Source organism: Litorimonas sp., from assembly GCA_029936425.1.
Lineage (GTDB): Bacteria > Pseudomonadota > Alphaproteobacteria > Caulobacterales > Maricaulaceae > Litorimonas.
The window spans coordinates 44,741-64,806 of sequence record JAPYSU010000011.1 but is presented as its reverse complement, the minus strand read 5'-3'; the positions used below and the strand labels follow the sequence as shown (position 1 = coordinate 64,806).

The window sequence follows — 20,066 nt, the reverse complement described above, 5'->3', positions numbered from 1 at the left end:
AACTCTTGCCGTGATTTAATCAATAGAGCTTTCAAACTGTGCTTAATGCGGTCTCTTTAAGGGGCCACATCCGCCATAACCGAAAGTTCTGGAGCAGGTGTAATGATCTCGGAAGAGGCTCTGAGAGTTTCGATCTCGGCCCGGCGTTCGGCAAAGGCCGCCATTTCAGACTTTGCGAGAGGTTTTCCGTCTAGCTGAGACAAGCGGCTTGGGTTAATTTTTTTGCCGTGATGCATAACTTCATAATGAAGATGAGGACCAGTTGAACGGCCGGTGGTCCCGACATAGCCGATGATTTGGTCTTGGGTAACTCGGCTACCGGCTCGAACGCCATTGGCAAATTTGCTCATATGCGCATAGGCCGTTTTATATCCGTCCGTGTGACGGATGCGAATATAATTCCCAAAACTGCCATAACGGTTTGCACGTTCGACAATGCCTGACCCGGCGGCCATAATTGGCGTCCCGCGAGGCGCTGCAAAATCAGTCCCGCTATGCATCTTTGTGTAGCCTAGGATAGGGTGCTTACGTCGTCCAAAGCTGGAGGACAGACGGGCTCCGTTTATCGGTGTGGTTCGCAGTTTCCGTTTGGCGGTTTTACCATCCAAATCATAGAAATTTTCCAGGCCTTCAGAATCTTCGTAGAGCCAATAGCTGGATGTTTTTCCGCGTGGAGAAAAGCTTGTGTAAAGAAGGTCACCTGCTTTGATGATCTCGCCTTTACGGTCGCGGGCCACTTCAAAGAACATTTCAAACTCGTCGCCGGGTTGGATGTCTCGTTGGAAATCAACTGAATACTCATAAATACTGGCAAATTGAGCAACGACTTTATCAGGCGCGCCCAGACGCGTGGCATCGAGGTAAAGGGAATTATCGATTTTCGCCCTTACACCCACAGTTTCATATTTGAATTCAGCAGAGACTTCCCGTGCGCTAAAGCTGTCATCCTGCCTGTCAACAAAAACTGTTTTTTCGACTGTCGGGCGGAAGATCAAATTTTGAAGCATGCCATCCTGAAAATACAGACTGAACTTTTGTCCGACACGCACCTTGCGAGGGGGGTAGACTTCAGCAAAAGCTTCCGTCACGCGATAAGCTTCATTTCCTGACAGGCCGTTATCTTGAAGGAGCGGGCCTAAGCTGTCACCCGACTCAATCGTCAATGTCATTTGCTCAACTGGGGCCGACGCAAAATCCTCATCCAAGGCAAGGTCGTAACGCGTCAAATCAATATTTGATATCGGTAATGATGGCGTCTCTGCGGCTTCAACAGTTTTCGTGTTGTTATCGGGCAGGATAAAGAAACCTGAAAAAGCCACCAATCCGGCCACTCCCAAAAATTTCATTTGGTTTTGCTTTGGTATGATTGTGTGAGAAAAATCCCGAAAGGCTGTCGCCCTGATTAACAATCCTGTTTTCAACGCACTCAATTTGCTTGACGTTTTGGCTTGGTAATCAGACTCAGACATACAAAAACCCTTCTCGGAATTAAAACCTTTTACCCGTGAACAAAAGGATAGCCCCAATACTCCCCATTTATCCCTAATCTATAGTTAACTCAGTGCAGTCAATTCGTAAACTTACGAAGTTTTTATAGTCCTGTTACTTTGCACAGCGTATGGAGGAATAAACCAAACGAGCGAGAGTTTAGCAATTAAGAATGTCATTTCAGCCGGGAATTACATCCAAGGGTTCAAAGTCGGGGCCGTCCATGAGTAAGAGTAAGCCCGTCTGGAAGTGGGTAGGCGCTATATTGCTTGGTGTATTCATCGCCGGGGTTTTTGTGGCGGCCTGGATTTGGTCAAACCGCTATTCGGTCTTAGAGCAATATGCCATCACCACCTTGGAAGAACGCGGCATCGAAGCTCAGCTCTCCATAAAAAGAGCGAACTTTGATACGCTGCAAGTTGATAATGTCGAGCTCACCTATCAATCTGAAAGAAAACCATTTTTCACCGCGAAGCGCATTGAGGCCGACTATGTTTTAAAGGAAGCGTTACAAGGTAATATGAAACGCCTCCGCCTAGTGGCACCTACGGCTCGGATTACTTTGGACGAAAACTTCAAGATTACAGATGGATGGCTACCGCCGGAAAGCGAGAGCTCTCCCGGCGGCCTCTCTATTCCAGAGAGCGGCTTCTTTATCGAAGACGCGACTTTCAATCTGGAAACGCCTTACGGCTCACCGGAGATTTCTATGAGCGCCTCTATCCGCGAAACGGATCAGTTCGAAGCGACCCTGGTCATTGATAAAACGGATTTGAATTATAAAGACTGGGCGCTCACAGGTAGCGCGCGGCTGGACCTTGATGTGAAGGGCGATAAAAAGGAGATAGACTCTCTCATTCGATTGCAAAGCCTGTCCCGCAACGACCTAAACCTTAACGAAGCCACACTTGAAGTTAAGGGGGCTTTGATGGCCAATACGACATTGCCCATTGAGCTTGAAACACTGGATATGACATTTGCCGGCGATATAGAGGGGACAGCAGTCCGCCTGGAGACGGCGCCCTTTACATTGGATGAAAGTCAATTTGTTTGGGGCGGACAAATTACGCGCCAAACGGATTTGAACTCGCCAATAGGGCTGGATGGCCAGATAGACCTTTCAACAGAGCAGTTTACATTCGCAGACGAAACTCGGGCTAAAAACCTCGCGCAAATGCTAACCTTATCAGATCCTTTGTCCAGCACGCCGATTGCGCAACATTTTGCGCCCTCTCTGACAAAAACTTTGGAAAGACTGTTAAAGCAGTCATCAATTAAGACGACAGCTGACATAAATTTCCAAAACGAAAAGGCGGTCATCACTCTGATGAACCCATTGGACGCTTTGCAGAACAATATAGAATTAGAAATAAGTGGGACAGATCAACCAATCTATAGTTGGAACCGTATAACCGATGATCTGACGCTTTCTTTTGACGCAGCTCTCAATCGGCCTGTGCCGATGACATTGAAAAATACACGGATAGAAGCGGATACGGTAAGTGGATGGCAATTATCGAATATAACCAAGTTTTTAGGAAATATGAATACGATCGAGTCCTGGAAGGTCGTGTCTGATAAAGAACCTACCCGGCTGGCACCATTTGAGGCAGTCATTGATTATCAAGCCGAAACAGCGCGTCGTCTGAATATAACAGGCGGGGTGAATTTCGATGGGCGAATTCCTGGTGGCTATGTGAAAGGTTTTGAGACTGCAGGACGTGTAAACTTACGTCTTCCTCCTAGCGGTGAGCAGGGCCTGATGCTGTCCTATGCTCCGAATAGGCCCAGAGTGAATATTGGGTATTTTGAAACCGAAACCGACTGGGACTTGCAAAACATCACTTTGGATTTGGCAGATGGAAACAATATTTTTTCGCTGACCGGAAACAAAGCCAAAATTGCGGCTGGCCTGGAAAATGTTCGGTTCAATGCTTTAAATAAATTGGATGAACGCAATTTTGACATGGAGCTTGAGGCGGCCCAAGCGAAAGGCGCTCTAAACACACAATCGGGCTATCAGAACTGGACTATCATATTTGATAATGCCGATATCCAATCTGACAATTTTCCGGTGCAAGGCACGTCTGCTCAAGTGCCGAGAGGCACGCTTTCGGTGCTGCGGAGTAACGACAATATCATTTTTGATTTTAACTCAGATTCTATTGATGTTTCTGTGCCGCAAGTCCGCGTAAATGGGATGAAGGTTCATGCGCAGGGGACACCGGCAGAGTATAAAGCTGAACATTCTGGAGGCATCTTCAAATCGGAAACCATGGATATTCCAAACTGGCCTTTTTCAGGCACGGTTCGATTTGCAGAGGGGGAATTTACCGGAGACGCCGTAGCCCGAATTCCTAAAGCAAATAACACGCCGCTCAATATAGAGTATAGCTTTAAAGACGGGGCTGGGTCAGCGCAGGCGGTTCTGGAAAGTCTGACATTCAAAACGGGAGGCTTGCAGCCGCAAACTATCGCCCCCGCGCTCGCGGGTAAAGTGGCGGCTGTAGAAGGCACAATCTCTGCCGATATGGAGGTTAGTTTTGCAAATGGCGAAATCCAGGGGTCGGGCGGAGTACTCAATATTATGGATATGAATTTTGGTACCGCTCCGGGCCCAGTAGAGGGGCTTAATACTCAAATTGAATTTTCTTCTTTAATGCCGTTTCAGACAGCGGGCCGCCAAGTCATGACCGTAGAGAATTTTGATCCGGGCATACCGCTGGAAGATGGGACAATCGAATATGAACTCGTTCCCGAAGGCGTAAAAATCTACAGCGCCCAATGGCCCTTGAATGTCGGAGCGTTCGAACTGGACCCATTTACATGGCGCTACGGCGCGGACGAAAACAGGGTTGTCATGCGTCTAAACGATATTTCAATAGATGAACTTCTCCAATCTGTTGGAAATGAAAAATTGGAAGCCACAGGAACCGTAAGAGGCGTATTTCCGATTGTCGTAAGAGGCTTGAACGTGTTGGTCGATGATGGATATTTGGAAGCTAAGGACGGGGGGATAATCCGGTTTAAATCAGAGCAGTCACAAGAAGCGACTGATAGGTTTCAGGGAGACAGGATTCTAGACACGTGGTCGTCAGGGGATGAGGGCGTTTATAATGACTTGGCGCGGGAAGCTCTGAGAGAGTTTAACTATCGGGAATTGACCGCCTCGATAGATGGCCCCTTGGACGGTGATGTTGAACTTGGGGTGATCTTTAATGGAGCGAACAAAAAAGTTTTAAATGGCCAACCCTTTGAATTTGATATCAATGTTCAAGGGGAACTCTTCAACATTCTGCGGAGTTTCAATTCCAACTCCCAAATCAAATCAGAGTTATTAAAAAAAGAAGCCGACAAACAAAAATAGGAATTCTTTTTTACTATCCCGGTCCGCTTGTATTGGGCGTCGAATGTTTGACGACATCATCCGCGACGTAAGGATTGTCGGCTCTTTCCGCGCCGAATGTCCCCATCGGGCCGTGGCCCGGCACAAAGCGCATGTCAGAACCCAAAGGCCAGAGCTTAGTCGTAATACTTTTGATGAGCTGCGCATGATTGCCTTTCGGAAAGTCCGTCCGGCCGATTGACCCTCGAAAGAGTACATCTCCTACGAAAGCAATTTTCATATCTTGATTGTAAATGACAACATGTCCTGGCGTATGCCCAGGTGTATGCGCCACTTTAAAAGTTACGCCGCTCAGTTCCAATTCGTCACCGTCATTGAGATAACGATCCGGAACAACATTGCGTCCCATTCCGGCGTGGCCATAGCGCGCCCAATGCTGTTCAATATCATCCATCCAAAATTGGTCATCTTTATGAGGCCCAATTACTTCAATTCCAAAATCTTCACGAAGCGTTTGCGCCCCGCCGGCATGATCCAAATGTCCGTGCGTAAGCCAAATCTCCTTGAGTGTGATGCCAATTTCTTCCATGGCGGTTTTGAGTTTTTCAGGCTCGCCGCCCGGATCAATCAAGACGCCTTCTTTGGTCTCTACATCATAAAGCAGAGAGCAGTTCTGGGCGAAGGGAGTTACAGGAAGCAATTTTAAATCTAGACGGGCCATAGGCTTCATGTGTGCGTTCGGCCCATCTAGGTCAAGACTTGGTTCAGCTTAGGTTCAGGGGAAGGTTCTTAAAAAGGTGTCAGGATCAGTTATCCTCTCTCTCAAAAACTTTGACCCGCCTGATATTTCAAGCGGGTCTTTTTTAATCTAAATTTTACAGGCTTGTCATGTATTAGACACAAAGCTGTTAAGTAAAGGGCTTTATAGATTTACATCCCTTCGAACTGGCGGTGCATTGTGCACCGCCTATTTTTTAAGCGGCTTTTTTACGTTCTTCGCCGTTCTTTAGCCAATCCATCATGGTGTCGGCATCAGACACTTCATAGGGATCTGTTGGGCAATCGTCGCCGAAACTGTCTTCGGCGAACATTTTTTTGATTTCGCCGTCTTCGACATACATGGAGTAGCGCCAGCTTCGCATGCCGAATCCCAGATTATCCTTTTTGACCAACATCCCCATTTTGCGAGTGAAATCACCGGAGCCATCAGGCATTAAAAAGATGTTCTTATTTCCCTGATCCTGACCCCATTTATACATGACGAACGCATCGTTCACGGACAGACAGACAACTTCATCAACGCCTTGCGCTTTAAATTCTTCGTATAGCTCATCATAACGGGGGAGGTGTGATATAGAGCAAGTCGGTGTGAACGCGCCGGGAAGGGCGAATAGGACGACGTTTTTACCGGCGAAAAAATCAGCGGTTTCGATTTCTTTCCACTCGAACGGGTTAGGGCCTTCGAGAGCGTCGTTTCTGACGCGGGTTTTAAGGGTGACATTAGGGATACGGTTACGCATGTGATTCCTCTTTTTTTGAATTTCAGGCGTCATATAAGCGCCTGAAATTCTCCTTCAAGGGTCATCTTTAGATTCATGTGTAAAGCAGTCTCGTTGCCCTTTTTCGTGCCGAAAATTTCCTTGTTTTGACCAAAAGAATATCAAATGTAGGAGTCGGCTTGGATTTGATTCAAGTGGCTATTCTTCCATCATTTTCTGAACGGCTGAGACAAAGTTATTTCGGCTGACGGTTTCCTGAGCGGGCCTTGTCGATTTCCACTCTTCATTCGACTCAATTGCTTTGGCGGCCTTCGCGCCCTCATAAAGGTCTTTCAGCGTTACTTCGCCTTTGGCTATCTCATCACTGCCGACTAAAACAGCGATTTGGGAATTGCGGCGATCCGCATATTTCATTTGCTTGGTGACGTTTCCCGACCCAACGAAAACTTCGGCGCGAATATCGGACGCGCGGAGCTCAGCCGCCATTTTGAAATATTCACCCATCAGGGATTTATCAAAAGCGCAGATTATAACAGGCGGTTTCACACTCTTTTCCAATGCGTCCATACGCTCGAGTGCAGAGAGGAAGCGTGAGACGCCAAAACTGAAACCTGTTGCAGGGACTTGTTGTCCCCGGAAGCGAGACACCAGATCATCATAGCGTCCACCGCCGCCAATAGAGCCGATACGGACAGGTCGGCCTTTGCGGTCACGTATGTCTGCAAGGAGCTCTGCTTCAAAAACAGGGCCCGTATAGTAGCCGAGGCCGCGAACAATAGAGGTGTCAAAACTCACCCGGTCCGGGCCAAATCCGGTGGAGGTGAGGATTTTATCAATGGAGGCGAGCTCGGCGCAGCCTTCCAACCCGCGTTTAGATTGGCCGACAAGGCTCTCAAGTGTGGCAATTGTTTTTCCGCGATCCTCATCGGACGCCGTCGTAAAACCGAGGACAGCTTTAATTCCAGAGGAATTGAGTTTTGCGCCGTCCGTGTAATCGCCGCTTTCGTCTTCGCGTCCTTCCCCAAGGAGAGCTTCGACGCCCTCTTCACCGAGGCGGTCAAGTTTGTCGATGGCTCGTAAAACCTGAAGTCGCTGAATGGCGCCTTCCTCTGTATTAGGTACGCCTGAGCTTTCCAAAATCCCGTCTAGTAACTTCCGGTTATTGACCCTGACAGCATATTGGCCGGCTTTAAGGCCCGCAGCGCGCATGACTTCGGCGGCAAGCATAATCATCTCGGCATCCGCGGCAGGACCTGCGGCTCCGACTGAATCGGCGTCACATTGTACAAATTCTCTAAACCGGCCAGGGCCGGGTTTTTCATTACGGAAAACACTTCCCGCCTGATATCGGCGATAGGGTTTGGCCAGGCTATCGTAATTTTCGGCGACAAAACGGGCCAGAGGGGCGGTCAAATCGTACCGAAGTGACAGCCACTGCTCGTCATCATCCTGAAGTGCAAAGACACCTGTATTGGGTCGGTCGTCATCAGGTAGAAACTTTCCAAGGACATCAGCAAATTCAAAAGCGGGCGTTTGAAGGGGTTCGAAACCGTTCATATCATAGACAGAAAAGGCTGCCTCAATGAGTTTCCGCTCTGCGCGTAAAAGCTCAGCGGGTTTGTCCTCAAATCCACGGGGACGACGGGCCTTGGGTCGAAATTCTTTTTTCTTTTTGGTCATGAGCGGGCTTTAGCGGTGTGGGCGGCTTGCGTGAACCTTTATTTACGGTAGGCGACCGTGATTTTAACAGGATTTGTCAGGATTTGACCGGTGATGACATCATCGCCTGAGAGCCCTTTGGCTTCCATAGCTTGAATTTCGCGAACAACTTCCATTCCGGAAACGACTTTGCCAAAAGTTGCATACCCTTGACCATCCGGGTTTCTTTCGCCTCCATAATCAAGAAAGCTATTATCGCCAATATTGATGAAGAAGTATGTTGCGCTCCCTGTTCCCGGTTCAAGACGGGCAATGGAAACAACGCCCTCCGTATTGGAAAGCCCCGTCTCAGTGGTTAATTCATGCTCTATCGGAGGCGTCACAGGTTCACTGTCTAAGCGCCCGCCTTGAATCAAGCTCATTCCCATTTCCATAGGGTCATTATCGGCCCGGACAACGCGATAAAATCCTTCGCCGTTATAATACCCATTTTCGACATAACGCATAAAGTCCGCGCCAGAAATAGGCGCTTTGTCGATATAGACTTCAATTTCGATGGTTCCTCGAGTAGTTTCGAGAACGGCTATGGGACGTTCTACTGAACTCGTACACGCTGATAGTCCTAGTATAAATAAAACAAAGAAAATATAAGTCAGGCGGATCATATTTGTAGGCCTTAGAATATGTGCGATACGAACATTATACCATGCCCATGAGAGCGGTTGTGCTCGCATCGTGATTACCGGCCTTTCCAGATTTAATTTCGTCCAGAATCGTCGTCGCCAGAATTTTACCAAGCTCAACGCCCCATTGATCGAAACTGTTTACGTTCCAGATCACGCCTTGAACAAAAACCTTATGCTCATAAAGCGCAATCAAATGGCCGAGTGCGAATGGGGAGAGTTCATCTAACGTAATCGTTGTGGACGGACGGTTGCCGGGAAAAGTTTTTTGCGGGGCAAGCGCATTCAAGTCGTCTCTATCACCTAATTCCTGCCGAACAATTTCTTCAGATTTCCCAAGCATGAGCGCTTCAGACTGGGCAAAGCAATTTGCCAGCAGAGCCATATGGTGATCGGGGCGGTTTTCGTGGTCTTTCAGCACGGCTACGAAATCAACAGGCGCGCCGCCATATTTCCCGGCACTGGGGCCCTGATGCAGCCATTGGAAAAAGGCGTGCTGACCATTCGTGCCTTCATCGCCCCAGATGATGGGACAGGTGAGGCCCGCCTCTTTGCCGCCCCGTGTGATGCGTTTGCCATTGCTCTCCATTTCCAGCTGTTGGAGGAAAGCGGCCAGTTTGCGAATGCGGCGGGAATAAGGAATGACGGCCAGGCTGGAATAATTGAGAATGTTTCTATTCCAAACTCCCACAAGAGCCATCATCACTGGCAGGTTTTCTTGCAGCGGCTGATCTCGGAAATGTTCATCCATCGCGGCCGCCCCGTCTAGGAAATCTGAAAATACATCAGGGCCGTAAGCGATCTGAAGAGAAAGACCGACGGCGCTCCAGACGGAATAGCGCCCGCCAACCCAATCCCAGAAATCAAAAATATTTTCTTCCCGAATGCCAAAATCAACCGCCCGCGTGCGGTTGGCTGTCACGGCGAGCATATGGTCTCCGGATACGGCGCCAATCCCTGCAGTTAGCCAAGCCCGAGCCGACTCACCGTTCATTTTCGTTTCCTGGGTTCCGAAGCTTTTAGAGACGATAACCACAAGAGTTTCAGCTGGATCGAGCCCTTGAACGGCATCGTTGATTGAGGCGCCGTCCACATTTTCTGCAAACCGAAGTGTAAGGCTCTGGTCTGCACTGGCTTGGAATCCATCTGCAACTAAGCGGGGTCCAAGATCCGATCCTCCGATACCAATATGGACGATATTCTTAAATTTGCCTTCGCTACGGATTTTATCTGCGAAATCAGCCATGCGTTGACGCATTTGACTGACGTCACTTTGAACCTCTTTAGAGCCTCCGACGCCGCGAAGAGCCATATGTAATACGGCGCGACCTTCTGAAGTATTTACAGATTCTCCAGCAAAGAGTTTGGCGCGCCATTCTTCCAAATCACATTTGGCAGCCATATTCAGAAGGGCGTCTAGAGCTTCGCCTGAAAGTGCCTGTTTAGAAAAATCGGCGCGTAAAGGCCCCTCGCGCATGACAAAGCGGCCTAAGCGATCCGACTCCTTTTCGAAAAGTTCCGATATGGAAGGCATATCTTCGACAAGTTTGTTTAGCCCATTAAACTGAGTGGGTGACGTCATGATTAAATCTCGAAATCTTCGGGGTTGAAGCCAGGGTCGGGATATTGAGGGTTCATTCGTTCAAGACTTTGCCGCACGATGGAACTGACAATAGCGCCGCGGGTTTTTCGGCTGTCTGATGGAATTACATACCAGGGAGCGTGATGCGTTGAGGTGCGGCGAAGCATGGTTTGATAAGCGTCCATAAATTCCGGCCAGAGCGCTCGGTCTTCCAGATCACCCGGATTGAATTTCCAAAGTTTATGGGTTTCAACGAGCCTCTCGCGTAGTCGCTCACCTTGCGTCTCGTGACTGATGTGGAGCATGAATTTTAAAACCGTCGTGTCATTCTCGACCAATAGTCGTTCAAAATCATTGATTTGATCATAGCGCTGTTCAATTTTGTCTGCGGAGACATAGTTTTTGACTTTTACAACGAGAACATCTTCGTAATGGCTTCGGTTGAAAACCGTAATTTGCCCAACGGCGGGGCAGACCTTGTGCACGCGCCAAAGATAGTCATGTGCCAATTCTTTCTTTGTGGGGGCTTTAAAATTCGCCACATTGACATTGAGGGGTGGGGTGCGGTGAAAGAGGGCTTCGGTCGTACCATCCTTACCTGATGTATCCATGCCTTGAAGAACGATGATAACAGAGCGCCCGGCCTCCGCATAAAGTTTGTGAGCCAGATCGGCTATTTCCTTGGCATTGTCTTTGATTTCATCTTCGGCATCGTCTTTATCGTCGAAAAGTCCAACGTGGGTCGGTCTGTCAGACAGGCGGATATTGTTATCAGTGACAATAAAGTCATTGGTATTTATATCTGCCATGCCATAATTCCTGCAACAAGGTTTGGGAATGTCGTAAACAGGACACCCTTAAATTAAAAGGTGTAACATGTTGGATTTGAGAATTTTATCGTTTTCTGTCTTTGCTCTATGTTTGACGGGGTGTGGCCAACCACAAGACCTCATCCAGGCATCAGCTCAGGATGATACGGCAGAGGCCAAACAGGAAACGAACTGGACCGTGGTTAAAGAAGAAAGCTTCATCAAATTTTCTGCCCAGCAACAGGGAGAAGAATTTGAAGGCGAGTTCACTGAATTTGATGCGGAGATTTTATTTTATTCAGACGACCTGGATGTGTCCAAAGTCACAGTCAAAATTCCCATTCAAAGCGCCGATGCAGGAGACAGTGAACGAAATAATACTTTGCCGGGGAAAGCCTGGTTTTCAGCAAAGTCCTATCCTGTTGCCATTTTCAGGAGTGATAGCATAATAGAGACAAAAGAGGGCGCTTATTCAGCTATTGGTTCGCTTTCAATGAAAGGTACAATGCGAGACATAGAGCTGCCCTTTTCACTATCCTCATCTAAAGAATCTGATGGAAAAGTCGTCATGACAGGCTCTATGACTTTGGACAGAACCCACTGGAATATTGGGGAGGATCCTTGGAACACGGACGAATGGGTAAGCCGTGACATAAAGCTGAATGTCCAAATTACAGCGACTCCAGAATAAAGACTAATTTAACCCTGTTTCAACATAACTATTTTATATCTTTTTGTTATTCTCGCATCGGGGAAGGAAAAGGATTGATATGTTTGATTTGAAAACATTCACCCGTTTCCGGCAAGACGAAAACGGGCAATATGCAATAATGACGGCGATTTTTTCGTTGCCCTTGCTTCTGGCTACGAGCGCAGCTCTGGATTTTTCTAGTGCCACCAGCGAGCACAAAGCTGTTAAAGATGCATTAGATAACGCAGTTTTGGCAGCTGCGACAAATAACAGCATTTCAGAATCTCAGAAAAAACAACTTGCACGCAAACATTTCCGCGAAAATTATTCAGGTCGTGCTGAAATCTCCCTTGAACCTTATACAAAAGGTGATTTGGTTTCGATGACGGCCTCTGGCGTGGTTCCGTTTTCCATTTCCAAAGCTCTCGGTGAAGAGGGGATTGAAATAAAAACAAGAAGTTCTGCTCGCAGGTCAGAGCAAAATATTATTTGTGTTCTTGCTTTGTCAGATAATGAAGATGAAGCCATCAAATTTTCGGGTGGTTTAGAATTTTTTGCGCCCGATTGCTCCGTACATTCGAATTCTGTTTCGCATATGGCGCTCATGTCCAACAGTGACGTTATGCCTGTTGCCAAATCTTTCTGTACAACCGGAGGGGTAAAAGGGTCTTTCAGTCCTTATGCCAAGGGTGAATGTCTTCCGGTGGAAGATCCTTATACGCATGTAAGGCCTCCAGTTATTGGTGAGTGTGTCTCGGAATTGAAATTCAAGAAGATTATAAACAAAGGCCGTGATGATGACGATGACGATGACGATGACGATGACGATGACGATGACGATGATGATGACGATGAAGGTGGCGGTTTTAGTCCGGGTGGTTTGCCTGGACAGGCTGGGTCAGGTATTGAAGAGTCTGGAAATTATACTGGGAGCGGAGCCATCTTTTACCCGGGAACCTATTGCGGAGGGTTGACAGTTGACGGACACAGCGTTCGTTTCTTACCGGGAGATTACATCATGTTAGACGGGGCTTTGACCTTTAAAAATGGGGCAGAAGCGGTCGCCGATGACGTAACATTTGCTTTCTCCGGAAATAAATCTCGCTTGAAAATTGAAAGTGGATCGAATGTGCGCGTTAAAGCGTCTTCAGAAGGACCTAGAAAAGGTTTGGCCTTTATGGAGATGGCGTCGCCTAAAATTAAAGAAAAAGCGAAGAAGGGAAAGAAAAAAGAGAAGAAAACTATCGCGAATACTATATCAGGAGGAGGAAGTTTGGAGGTTTTGGGAACAGTCTATTTCCCGACGCAAGCTCTCGTCGTTGAAGGGAAGGGCTCGCGTATGGGGGCTAAAGCGCCCGCCACAAGTTTTATCGCTCACACGATTGATCTGGACGGTGATAAAAGGTCTCGTGTTCAAGTTAATGTCAATCATCGTGCGGCAGATTTGCCGCCAATTCTTCCAAGAGCCGAAGATGGAGCTATTCTTGTGGAGTAAGGTGAAGAAATGAAGTTTTAGACTTTAATTTTCTACCTCTTCGCGTAACATTTCAAGCTCGAGCCATTCTTCTTCCGCCGTAGCCAACGCTGAACGTGTTTTCTGTAAAGCCTCATTTATTTTAGCGAAGGCTTTGGGGTCTTTTGTATAGAGTTCAGGATTAGCCATTTCCTGCTCTAGCTCACTTATCAATTCTTCAAAATTTGCTATTTCCTTTGGTAGTTTTTCAAGCCGGAACTTGTGCTTATAAGACAGTTTAGGAGCGGATTTTTTTATATCTTCCTTCAGAGATTCAGATTTCGTGGGGGCAGTTTGTGAAGTGGATTCCTGAGCTCGTCTGGATTGAACGCCGCTTCCTCTCTGGGCCACCATATCCGAGTAACCGCCCGGATAGACCTGCCATTGAGCAGGTCCTTCATAGGCAAGTGTCCTTGTTACGGTTCGGTCCAGAAAATCCCTGTCATGGCTGACGATGATAACCGTCCCATTATAGTCGGAAACCATTTCCTGAAGCAGATCAAGCGTTTCCAAATCCAAATCATTTGTTGGCTCGTCGAGTATAAGAAAATTACTGGGTAGACGAAGCCCCCTAGCAAGTTGAAGGCGTCCCCGTTCTCCGCCAGACAAAGCATGAAGGGGCGTCCGCGCCTGTTCGGGTAAGAACAAAAAGTCTTTCATATAGCGCATGACATGAAGTGCGTTTCCGCCTACCATCACAGTATCATTTGCTCCGTCAGTTAATGCGTCTTTCAGAGTCCATTCCGGGTTGAGGCTCTCCCGTTTTTGATCGATGACAAGCGGCTCCAGGTTGAGGCCAAGCTCAACGTCGCCGCTATCAGGTGTGATTTCGCCCATAATAATTTTCAGAAGAGTTGTTTTTCCGGCGCCATTAGGTCCAATCAACCCCAAGCGTTCTCCGCGATTAATACGAAGAGAAAGGTCCTTTACAATCGCTCTGCCATCAAACCCGTGTGATACGTCGTTCAGTTTTACAATTTGTTTTGATGACCTATCGGCTTCCGTCACAGTAATTTTTGCGCTACCCGCTACCTGACGTTGATTTTTTATGGTTTGACGCAAATCTCCGAGTTCTTTCAGTCGTCGAACATTACGTTTACGACGGCCGGAAACTCCATGGACGACCCAATGTTGTTCCCGATGAACCTTTCGTTCCATTTTATGGCGCTCGAGTTCTTCCTGTTCTAAAAACTCATCCCGCCAGTCCTCGAATGCACCGAACCCTTTATCCAGATCGCGTGTTTGACCCCGATCCATCCAGACCGTTCTTTTTGAAAGGTTATCTAGAAACCGGCGGTCATGGGAAATAAGAACGATAGCGCTTTGACTTCTGCCAAGCTCTTTTTCAAGCCATTCAATCGCCGGGAGATCTAGGTGGTTTGTTGGCTCGTCGAGCATTAGAATATCGGGATTTGGTGCCAAAGTCCGTGCCAGTGCAGCTCGGCGCATCTCTCCGCCGCTCATAACAGTCGGGTTCTCTTCTCCGCTTAGCCCCAAAGCGTCCAAGAGATAAGGAATTCTGGCGCCGTCATCAGCCCCGATCAACCCATCTGCAATGTAGTCATAGGACGTCCGAAAGGCAGATAGATCCGGCTCTTGCGGGAGATACCGCCAACTTACACCGGGCTTCACAAACCGCTCTCCTGTGTCCGGCTCCACTATTCCTGCAGCGATTTTCATTAGGGTTGATTTTCCGGACCCGTTTCGACCCACGAGGCAGAGACGCTCACGCGGATATAGCATGAGGTTGGCCTCTTCCAGTAAAGGCGTGCTCCCAAAAGTAAGAGCAATTTTGGAAAGCGTTAAGAGAGGTGGAGCCATGTGCGGGGTTTAGGCAAGGTGCAAAAGAAAAGAAACAGTCATTCTGAGTTATGCGTATATGAAATGCACCTGACTATTGCCCTTCAGAAGGTGCGCTTTGAGGTGAGGGGAAGGGATAATAAAGGCTCTCACCTCTTTACCTATCTTATTGAAATAACAGCCTCAAAGTTGTGAACGGTCTTGCGAAAGCGCCATGTTTGTTTATCAATGAAAATTAATTCTTTTGATCAAGGCTGACCGTTTCGATGCGCCATACTCTGATTACAGTCTCGGTTTTTATGATATGCCTGCTTCAAGCGGTTTCTCCCTCATATGCCCAGACGAGCGCTACTGCTCCTGTACCGTCGAGTTCTTCGATTGAAGCCAGTATTCAAGACTTGGAAGACAATGCGGATTTGTCGGAAGAGCAAATTAAAACAGCCAGAGACCTTTATAAAGAAGCACTTCAACGATTGCAGGATAATGCTCTGGCAGAGGAACAGGAAGCTCAATATCAGTCCGATCTGACCAATTCCGCAAGCCTCATAAAAAGCCTCAAAGATGAAATCGAGGCGGCAAAAGATCAACTCGACAGTGACCCTCTAGAAACGATGAATCTTGGGGATGAACCGATGCGCGAGGAAGACTTGCTCGAGCTTGAGCAGGATTTGGCTTCACGTGAGTCTGAGCTTCGAGCGCTTCGTTCTGAAATGGATGGGTATCGAAGCAGTCTGCAGGTGCTTAACACCCGTCAGGTCAATGCACCAAAAGAATTGACGGAGGTTAGAAACGAATTGGGAACAATTGTTTCAGGGTTGGCGGATTTAGGTGAGGTAGATACAGCAACTGACCCCATTGGACGGGCGCGCCGGATTAACCTCAGGATAAAAGCGAAATACCGCCGTCAGCAAATTGAAACATTAGAGCGTGAAATTGCGAGCCTTCCGAGACGAGGCGAAATCATAAACTCCCGACAAACACTGGCTGAATTGCAGTCGCGGGAATTGTCACGAGAGGTACAGGCCTTGCAGGAACGTACCGGACAACGCCGCCTAAACGAAGCTTTGCAACTTCAAAATTCAGTTTTGGCGGAGTCCGAACGCTATAGTGGTTTACATCCCGTCATTACGGCCATGGCGCAGCGCAATTTAGAACTGGCCGAACAGGTTAGAGAATTGGCTGCGAGCGAAGCTGCAATTTCTCGGAATACGGCATCTGCGCGTTCGCGTCAGGATGATGTGTTAGAGGATCTGGATGTTGCCAAGGATCTGGCCGCTTTGGAGAGTCTGGACCGGGATGCTGGGGCAACTCTGAGGCGATTAGGTAATCAGCTTGTATCGCCGGCCGCAATTCGTGCGGATTTGAACCGAACACAGAATTTATTGGTAAATGCAACGCGTCAGCGTTTAATTGCACAAGAGGCGCTTCGTGACCTTTCAGTCGGACGAGTTGACCCTAGTGCCATTCTCAAAACTGCAAGGCGCGCAAATCCAACTCTCCCCGAATTCGCGCCTGAAGACATCCTGGCCCTTCAGGCTCTAAAGGATTCCCAAAGGTCATTATTATTGCGGATTTCGACTGAAGGCACGGATAGAGTTACAGATATCCGGCAGCTCCAAACAGCTCAGGAAACTTTGTTGGAGACTACTCAAGAGTTACAAAACCTGCTTGACGAGAAGTTGCTGTGGATTCCAAGTGTACCAGCAATTGGAGTGGACTGGGGACCAAAAATCGTCCGCGGTACTCTGGAGCTATTTTCTCTCGATCATATTAGTCTTTTTTATAAAACACTAGCTGAACAGCTCTCTAAACTCTGGCCGCTCGCCCTTTTATTTGGCATTGTAATTCTTGGCCTCTATCAAAGTCGGCCGCGTTTACTTGAAAATATCAAAAAACGATCCTCAGAAGTTGGACGGGTTAAAGTTGATAGTGCTTGGCATACGCCTGCAGTCCTCGCCGCAGGCGGCCTGATGGCTTTACCGCTTCCCCTGTTCTTCCTATTACTAGGTATCCTGTTTGACTTGGTTGATCTGGCAGACCCGTTTGTTGAAGGCCTCAAGAACGCGTCTTACTTTCTCAGCATTTTCCTCTTTGTTTTTCTGACATGGCGCGTCTGGGACCGTGATAAATCTCTTTTTGGAACCCACTTTAAAATGGCGACGAATGTCCGTTTGGTCGTGAACAAACAACTCAGATGGTTTGTTCCGGTCGTCGGCATTACATCCGGCTTACTTGCCCTGACAACTGACATGAATAGTGCAGACATTTACGAAGGTCTGTCACTATTCCTCTTTATTCTGACATGCCTTGGACTCGCAGTCTTCGGATTCAGAATTACGCTTTCTGAGAAAAAGAAATTTACAAATACGTCAAGTAATCCCGGCTGGTTTATTCGCTACAATGGTCTGATTTCCTTTTTCATAATCGGTATTCCTGTTGGGGCGGCAATTCTGGCTGCGACAGGATATTATGAAACAGCTGATGAATTGCTTTGGCGGTTTTTCATGTCCGCTTTGCTTTTGTTCCTGACTTACCTTGTCTGGGGAACGATCCGCCGCGTTATTATCGTAGCGCAGCGCCAGCTTCGTTATCGCCAGGCCATTGAGCGTCGCGATGCTGCTATTAAAGCCCGTCGGGAAAAAGAAGCGGCAGAAGAGCGAGGCGAAGAAATGTCACCGCCTCCGAAAGTTGATACAAAAGAAATTGATGTTTCTTCTTTGACCCGTCAGTCATCTCAGCTTCTGAACACTCTCATTATAATCGCCTTCGCCGTTCTGATGTGGGCGAATTGGGCTTCACTCCTGCCAGCTCTTTCGATTTTTGATGGCGTTGATGTCTGGACTTACAAAACCGGCGAAATGGATCAGTTGAACAATCCGATTGAACAGGCTGTGACGCTTTGGAACGTATTGCAGTCTCTGTTGATTCTGGCTTTGACATTTATTGCAGCCCGAAATTTGCCGGGTTTTCTCGAGATTTTCATCTTAAATCGCGTCGGAGTGGAGCCCGGGACTCGCTATGCTGTCGTGACGATTTTAGGCTATATCATTGTCGGGATCGGTCTGGTTGTTGGCTTTGACAGGCTGGGTCTGCAATGGTCACAGCTAAAGTTTGTCGCGGCAGGTCTCTCGGTCGGTATTGGGTTTGGTTTACAAAAAATTATTGCGAATTTCGTCTCTGGTTTGATTATCTTATTCGAGCGTCCCGTTCGGATTGGGGACTATGTCACAATTGGCGAAGAAAGCGGGATAGTCTCGCGCATTAAAATTCGCGCCACGACGCTGAACGATCTCGATAATCGAGAGATTTTAATTCCAAACGAAGCCTTGATTAGCGAGCGTGTGACGAACTGGACACTTTCCAATTCTGTGACGCGGTTAATTGTGAAAGTTGGTATTGCGTATGGTTCGGACACTGACAAAGCGCGCGAATTAATGCTCGAGACTGTCAAAAAGCTTCCAAAGGTTTTGGACAATCCACCTCCAGCGGTTTTATTTATGGGTTTTGGCGACAGTTCTCTTGATTTCGAAGTGCGCGTTTTTCTCCGTACCTTTGATGAGCGTATCCCCATGACTCACACAATTCATACTGAGATCAACAAAACGCTCGCGAAAGCGGGCATTACTATTCCGTTCCCACAACGGGATCTCAATATCATGTCGCAGAACATACCGTTGAAAATTTCGCCGGATGACTCATCAAGTAAGGCCAGCGGAAATAAAAAACCAGCGCCGAAAACACCATCTAAAACATCACCAAAACCAAAAAAGTGATGTGGGAAATATTACTGGCCCTAAAGGAAGGCCCTAGATCGAGACGTATTGAGCTTTTGAGTTCGTAAAATTTGCCGCCTTTTGATCAGCTTCCCATTGACGAACATATTCATCTGTCAGAACCTTGCTCATATCTCCATCCACGTTTTTCAAAACAAGCGGGTTCATGACTTTGCGGAAGAGTGGAGGCACATACCCAATTAAAAACATCAACATATATCCATAGGGAAGGGCAGGGACTTCCTGAAACTGGCGCAGATATTGGTAGTGCCGAGAGGGATTGGCGTGGTGGTCAGAGTGACGTGCGAGGTTGAAGCTCGTGAGGTTGGTGACCAGCAAGTTGCAGTTCCAGCTGTGATGGGGCTCGCAAGGTAGGAATTTTCCGTCCGCACGGCGAGCGCGTAATAGCCCGTAATGGGCGATATAATTTTGAGAGGTTAAGGCCGTTGCCGAGACAAACCAGGCCAGGAGCATATAGGCCAAAACGCCAAGCCCAAAAATGGCAATCATTGCGCCCCAGACAGCAAGGGCCATGACCGTCGAAAGCACCACTTCATTTTTCAAAGAAAAGCGGGAATAGCCTTTCCGTTCGGCGCGCTTACACTCAATATTCCAAGAGCGTTTCCAAGCGCCGGGATATTCGCGGCCCATGAAATGATAATAGCTTTCCCCGAAGCGAGATGTTGCATGATCGCGCGGCGTTGCGACATCAGAGTGATGACCCATATTATGTTCTATACGGAAATGCCCGTAAAAACTGGGCAGAAGCATAAGAAGCGCAAACCATTTTGACACTTTATCTGTTTTATGTCCGGTTTCGTGACCCGCGTTAATTGCAAAAGCCAAGCCCCAGCCATGACTTAACCCGAGTGCAAGATAGATGTCCCAAGGCCAAGCTTGTTTTGTGAAAAACCAAGCTCCGCCTATCCAGGTCAGATAAATGGCCGGCAACATGGCGTGAACCATGAATTTATAGAATTGGGAGCTGCGCACCTCATCCTGAATAAGCCCCAATAAATCATATTTGTCATTTCCGACAAAGTAATCCAGGGCTGGGACAAGAACGTAAAACATCAGAACTGGCAGCCAAACCCAGTGCGGGTTTCCTGTTGCTAAAGCCAGCCCTATACCAAGCAGAGGCGTTGTCGGGAAAGTTAGGGAAATCAACCAGAGGTGACGCTTCCATTCAGGCTTTGCACTGAGAGTTTCTATAAATGCCATGA

13 protein-coding genes are annotated in these 20,066 nt (G+C 47.8%); 4 read left to right on the top strand and 9 right to left on the bottom strand.

What is annotated here, in order from left to right; translation table 11 throughout:
- Positions 1-56 precede the first annotated feature (56 nt).
- Positions 57-1,469: a M23 family metallopeptidase gene (locus ACN0IC_RS10605; protein ID WP_416878755.1), complete on the bottom strand. Its 1,413-nt coding sequence runs from the start codon at positions 1,467-1,469 to the stop codon at positions 57-59.
- Positions 1,470-1,711: 242 nt separating this feature from the next.
- Between ACN0IC_RS10605 and ACN0IC_RS10600 the strand changes: the two genes are divergently transcribed.
- The gene (locus ACN0IC_RS10600) at positions 1,712-4,855 is read left to right on the top strand and encodes an intermembrane phospholipid transport protein YdbH family protein (RefSeq protein WP_416878754.1); all 3,144 of its coding nucleotides are present in this window, start codon (positions 1,712-1,714) and stop codon (positions 4,853-4,855) included.
- Between the two features lie 13 nt (positions 4,856-4,868).
- Here ACN0IC_RS10600 and ACN0IC_RS10595 read toward each other — a convergent pair whose 3' ends face one another.
- From ACN0IC_RS10595 to ACN0IC_RS10570, 6 genes are all read right to left on the bottom strand, one after another.
- Positions 4,869-5,564 (bottom strand): MBL fold metallo-hydrolase, encoded by a 696-nt coding sequence (locus ACN0IC_RS10595; RefSeq protein WP_416878753.1) that lies wholly within the window; start codon positions 5,562-5,564, stop codon positions 4,869-4,871.
- Positions 5,565-5,808: 244 nt separating this feature from the next.
- Positions 5,809-6,354 carry a peroxiredoxin gene (locus tag ACN0IC_RS10590; protein ID WP_416878752.1) on the bottom strand — a complete coding sequence of 182 codons (546 nt, stop codon included), beginning with the start codon at positions 6,352-6,354 and terminating at the stop codon, positions 5,809-5,811.
- A gap of 177 nt (positions 6,355-6,531) precedes the next feature.
- Positions 6,532-8,013, bottom strand: coding sequence for a histidine--tRNA ligase (hisS, locus tag ACN0IC_RS10585; RefSeq protein ID WP_416878751.1), 1,482 nt, complete (start codon positions 8,011-8,013; stop codon positions 6,532-6,534).
- 38 nt (positions 8,014-8,051) lie between these two features.
- A complete protein-coding gene (locus ACN0IC_RS10580) occupies positions 8,052-8,657 on the bottom strand; it encodes a peptidylprolyl isomerase (RefSeq protein WP_416878750.1) in 606 nt (201 codons plus the stop codon).
- 34 nt (positions 8,658-8,691) lie between these two features.
- Positions 8,692-10,257, bottom strand: coding sequence for a glucose-6-phosphate isomerase (pgi, locus tag ACN0IC_RS10575; protein ID WP_416878749.1), 1,566 nt, complete (start codon positions 10,255-10,257; stop codon positions 8,692-8,694).
- 2 nt (positions 10,258-10,259) lie between these two features.
- Entirely contained in the window at positions 10,260-11,066 is an 807-nt protein-coding gene (locus tag ACN0IC_RS10570) for a PPK2 family polyphosphate kinase (protein ID WP_416878748.1), read from the bottom strand.
- A 67-nt stretch (positions 11,067-11,133) separates the two neighbouring features.
- On the opposite strand from ACN0IC_RS10570, the gene ACN0IC_RS10565 reads away from it, so the two are divergent.
- Both ACN0IC_RS10565 and ACN0IC_RS10560 read left to right on the top strand, forming a co-directional pair.
- The gene (locus ACN0IC_RS10565) at positions 11,134-11,757 is read left to right on the top strand and encodes a YceI family protein (RefSeq protein ID WP_416878747.1); all 624 of its coding nucleotides are present in this window, start codon (positions 11,134-11,136) and stop codon (positions 11,755-11,757) included.
- 79 nt (positions 11,758-11,836) lie between these two features.
- Positions 11,837-13,252 (top strand): TadE/TadG family type IV pilus assembly protein, encoded by a 1,416-nt coding sequence (locus tag ACN0IC_RS10560; RefSeq protein WP_416878746.1) that lies wholly within the window; start codon positions 11,837-11,839, stop codon positions 13,250-13,252.
- 24 nt (positions 13,253-13,276) lie between these two features.
- Here ACN0IC_RS10560 and ACN0IC_RS10555 read toward each other — a convergent pair whose 3' ends face one another.
- Positions 13,277-15,091 (bottom strand): ABC-F family ATP-binding cassette domain-containing protein, encoded by a 1,815-nt coding sequence (locus tag ACN0IC_RS10555; RefSeq protein ID WP_416878745.1) that lies wholly within the window; start codon positions 15,089-15,091, stop codon positions 13,277-13,279.
- Between the two features lie 245 nt (positions 15,092-15,336).
- Here ACN0IC_RS10555 and ACN0IC_RS10550 point away from each other — a divergent pair, with 245 nt between their 5' ends.
- Positions 15,337-18,843, top strand: a complete 3,507-nt coding sequence (locus tag ACN0IC_RS10550; RefSeq protein WP_416878744.1) for a mechanosensitive ion channel domain-containing protein — start codon at positions 15,337-15,339, stop codon at positions 18,841-18,843.
- A gap of 33 nt (positions 18,844-18,876) precedes the next feature.
- Here the strand turns inward: ACN0IC_RS10550 and ACN0IC_RS10545 are convergent, their stop codons facing one another.
- Positions 18,877-20,064, bottom strand: coding sequence for an alkane 1-monooxygenase (locus ACN0IC_RS10545; protein ID WP_416878743.1), 1,188 nt, complete (start codon positions 20,062-20,064; stop codon positions 18,877-18,879).
- Positions 20,065-20,066: the final 2 nt, after the last annotated feature.

What these genes read in the sequence shown, in the direction of transcription:
- ACN0IC_RS10605 (WP_416878755.1), bottom strand. Translation starts at nt 1,469, where the DNA reads ATGTCTGAGTCTGATTACCAAGCCAAAACGTCAAGCAAATTGAGTGCG.
- ACN0IC_RS10600 (WP_416878754.1), top strand. Translation starts at nt 1,712, where the DNA reads ATGAGTAAGAGTAAGCCCGTCTGGAAGTGGGTAGGCGCTATATTGCTT.
- ACN0IC_RS10595 (WP_416878753.1), bottom strand. Translation starts at nt 5,564, where the DNA reads ATGAAGCCTATGGCCCGTCTAGATTTAAAATTGCTTCCTGTAACTCCC.
- ACN0IC_RS10590 (WP_416878752.1), bottom strand. Translation starts at nt 6,354, where the DNA reads ATGCGTAACCGTATCCCTAATGTCACCCTTAAAACCCGCGTCAGAAAC.
- hisS (WP_416878751.1), bottom strand. Translation starts at nt 8,013, where the DNA reads ATGACCAAAAAGAAAAAAGAATTTCGACCCAAGGCCCGTCGTCCCCGT.
- ACN0IC_RS10580 (WP_416878750.1), bottom strand. Translation starts at nt 8,657, where the DNA reads ATGATCCGCCTGACTTATATTTTCTTTGTTTTATTTATACTAGGACTA.
- pgi (WP_416878749.1), bottom strand. Translation starts at nt 10,257, where the DNA reads ATGACGTCACCCACTCAGTTTAATGGGCTAAACAAACTTGTCGAAGAT.
- ACN0IC_RS10570 (WP_416878748.1), bottom strand. Translation starts at nt 11,066, where the DNA reads ATGGCAGATATAAATACCAATGACTTTATTGTCACTGATAACAATATC.
- ACN0IC_RS10565 (WP_416878747.1), top strand. Translation starts at nt 11,134, where the DNA reads ATGTTGGATTTGAGAATTTTATCGTTTTCTGTCTTTGCTCTATGTTTG.
- ACN0IC_RS10560 (WP_416878746.1), top strand. Translation starts at nt 11,837, where the DNA reads ATGTTTGATTTGAAAACATTCACCCGTTTCCGGCAAGACGAAAACGGG.
- ACN0IC_RS10555 (WP_416878745.1), bottom strand. Translation starts at nt 15,091, where the DNA reads ATGGCTCCACCTCTCTTAACGCTTTCCAAAATTGCTCTTACTTTTGGG.
- ACN0IC_RS10550 (WP_416878744.1), top strand. Translation starts at nt 15,337, where the DNA reads ATGCGCCATACTCTGATTACAGTCTCGGTTTTTATGATATGCCTGCTT.
- ACN0IC_RS10545 (WP_416878743.1), bottom strand. Translation starts at nt 20,064, where the DNA reads ATGGCATTTATAGAAACTCTCAGTGCAAAGCCTGAATGGAAGCGTCAC.